This is a genomic window from Micromonospora sp. KC207 (genome assembly GCF_004348615.1).
In the GTDB taxonomy this organism is placed as follows: domain Bacteria; phylum Actinomycetota; class Actinomycetes; order Mycobacteriales; family Micromonosporaceae; genus Micromonospora.
This window is the reverse complement of the sequence record NZ_SMKJ01000545.1, coordinates 1-1,981: the sequence shown is the minus strand read 5'-3', so window position 1 is coordinate 1,981 and position 1,981 is coordinate 1. Positions and strand designations below refer to the sequence as shown.

General features: G+C 72.9%; 2 protein-coding genes. One reads left to right on the top strand and one right to left on the bottom strand.

Annotated elements, in window-relative coordinates; all coding sequences use genetic code 11:
* On the bottom strand, positions 1-194 hold a 194-nt coding region (locus E1258_RS32325; protein ID WP_132407735.1), incomplete at its 3' end, for a helix-turn-helix domain-containing protein.
* A gap of 192 nt (positions 195-386) precedes the next feature.
* On the opposite strand from E1258_RS32325, the gene proS reads away from it, so the two are divergent.
* On the top strand, positions 387-1,793 hold the full coding sequence (gene proS, locus E1258_RS32320; RefSeq protein WP_007075209.1) for a proline--tRNA ligase: 1,407 nt from the start codon (positions 387-389) through the stop codon (positions 1,791-1,793).
* Positions 1,794-1,981: the final 188 nt, after the last annotated feature.

The window sequence follows — 1,981 nt, the reverse complement described above, 5'->3', positions numbered from 1 at the left end:
CGCTTGGCCAGCTCCTCGGCCAGCCCCGCCTTGGTGCCGAACTCGTTGTAGACGGTCTGCCGGCTCACCCCGGCCGCCGCGGCCACCCCGCCCATCCGCACGCCGTCCCAGCCCCCGGCGATCGTCTGCCTCCGGGCGGCGTCGACGATGCTGTCCCGCAGCCGCTGCCGGGCAGCGTCCCTCACTTCACCCATGGTGGTCGAAGTCTACGGCCGGCGTCACCCCGCCGGGGCGACGGCACCGAGCCGGAGCAGAAGAAGACCGGCGCGTGGGCGCTAGCGCGGGCGCTACAGCTAGAGCACGGGGGGGGCGAGGGCACGGCGGCGCGTGGGCGCGAGCGCGCCCGATGACGGCGTCGCACGGCGGGGCGCATAGGATGTCTGGTCATGGCACGCGTGCTCACTCCCCGTGCGGAGGACTTTCCCCGCTGGTACCAGGACCTGATCGCCAAGGCGAAGCTGGCCGACAACGGCCCGGTCCGGGGGACCATGGTCATCCGGCCGGCCGGCTACGCCATCTGGGAGCGGATGCAGGCCGAGATGGACGCCCGGATCAAGGCGGCCGGTGCGGAGAACGCGTACTTCCCGTTGTTCATCCCGGAGAGCTACCTCAAGCGCGAGGCCGAGCACGTCGAGGGCTTCTCGCCGGAGTTGGCGGTGGTCACCCACGGCGGCGGCAAGCAGCTCGCCGAGCCGGTGGTGGTGCGCCCCACCAGCGAGACGGTGATCGGCGAGTTCATGGCCAAGTGGATCGACTCGTACCGGGACCTGCCGCTGCTGCTCAACCAGTGGGCGAACGTGGTCCGCTGGGAGCTGCGCCCGCGCATCTTCCTGCGGACCAGCGAGTTCCTCTGGCAGGAGGGGCACACCGCCCACGCCACGAGCTCCGACGCCCGCGCGTACGCCCGCAGGATCCTGCACGAGGCGTACGAGGACCTGATGGTCAACGTGCTCGGTATCCCGGTCGTGGTGGGCCTCAAGACCGTCCGGGAGCGCTTCGCCGGGGCCACCGCCACGTACACGTGCGAGGGCATGATGGGCGACGGCAAGGCCCTCCAGCTCGGCACCAGCCACGAGCTGGGGCAGAACTTCGCCAAGGCGTTCGACATCAGCTACTCCTCGGCCGAGGGCGGCCGGGAGCATGCCTGGACGACCTCCTGGGGCACCTCGACCCGGATGCTGGGCGGCCTGATCATGGCCCACGGCGACGACAACGGCCTGCGGGTCCCGCCGCGGCTGGCGCCCGTGCAGGCGTACGTCATGGTGGTCAAGGCCGGCGACGGCGTGGGCGAGGCGGCGGCCAAGCTGTGCGACGCGCTGCGCGACGCCGGCGTGCGGGTCGCGCTCGACGACCGCACCGACACCCCGTTCGGCCGTCGGGCCGTCGACGCCGAGCTGCGCGGCTATCCGGTGCGCGTCGAGGTCGGCCCCCGCGACCTGGCCGCCGGCAACGCGGTCGTGGTCCGGCGTACGGACGGCTCGAAGTCCCCGACTCCGGTCGCCGACGTGGTAGGCGCGGTGCTGGCCGCCCTGGAGACCGACCAGCGGGCCCTGCACGACCAGGCCCTGGCCCACCGCGAGTCCCGCACCGTGCAGGTCGCCACGCTCGCCGAGGCGATCGAGGCGGCGGCCACCGGCTGGGCCCGCGTGCCGTGGTCGGCGGTCGGGGTGGCCGGCGAGGCCGAGGCGAACGGCCAGGGCGTGACGGTGCGCTGTCTGCTGCGCGCCGACGGCTCGGTCCCGGACTCCGAGGACGAGCCGGACCTGGTCGCCATCCTGGCCCGCGCCTACTGAGAGTGCAAGGAAGGGCCCCTGTCAACGCTTTCGGTATAGGAAGGGCCCCTTCCTAACGCCGCAGTGGCCGTGCGCGGCTCCGCAGCCGACACGGCGTCGACCCTCGGGGAGGGCGAATGTACTTCGAGCCTGGCCGTTTGATCATGCACCGCAACGTCCGGCACGGCCGGATCGGCTGGGTCCGGGCG

Excerpts from the sequence above, each read along its gene's own strand:
- proS (WP_007075209.1), top strand. The coding sequence starts at position 387 with ATGGCACGCGTGCTCACTCCCCGTGCGGAGGACTTTCCCCGCTGGTAC.